This is a genomic window from Anaerotignum faecicola, assembly GCA_024460105.1.
Taxonomy (GTDB): domain Bacteria; phylum Bacillota; class Clostridia; order Lachnospirales; family Anaerotignaceae; genus JANFXS01.
The window spans coordinates 1-383 of record JANFXS010000615.1; the positions used below are offsets into that span (position 1 = coordinate 1).

1 protein-coding gene is annotated in these 383 nt (G+C 51.7%); it reads left to right on the forward strand.

The genetic code is table 11. The annotated features are described in order from the left end of the window. The coding region (locus NE664_15650; GenBank protein MCQ4728068.1) for an anthranilate synthase component I at positions 1-383 on the forward strand (383 nt) is incomplete at both ends.

Sequence of the window (383 nt, forward strand, 5' to 3'; positions counted from 1 at the left end):
GGCGGTTTCATCGGATACTTCGCCTATGGCATGATTGGTTATGCCGAGCCGACGCTCAACATCAAAAAGGGAGAGTGCAGCGATTTCGACTTAATGCTGTTCGACACGGTGATCGCCTACGATCATTTAAAACAGAAGATCGATATCGTGGTCAACATGAAGACCGGGCAACGGGCGGAATGCATGGCAAATTACGGGGCCGCCTGCGCCAGACTGGAGAGCATCGCTCAGATGATCGCAAACCCTGCACCTCTGGAAAAATCGGTGGCGGACGACAAACCGGAATTCACCTGCAACGTCTCCAAAGAAACGTACTGCAGGATGGTGGAAAAGGCGAAAGAATACATTGTGGACGGAGATATCTTCCAGGCGGTCATTTCCAG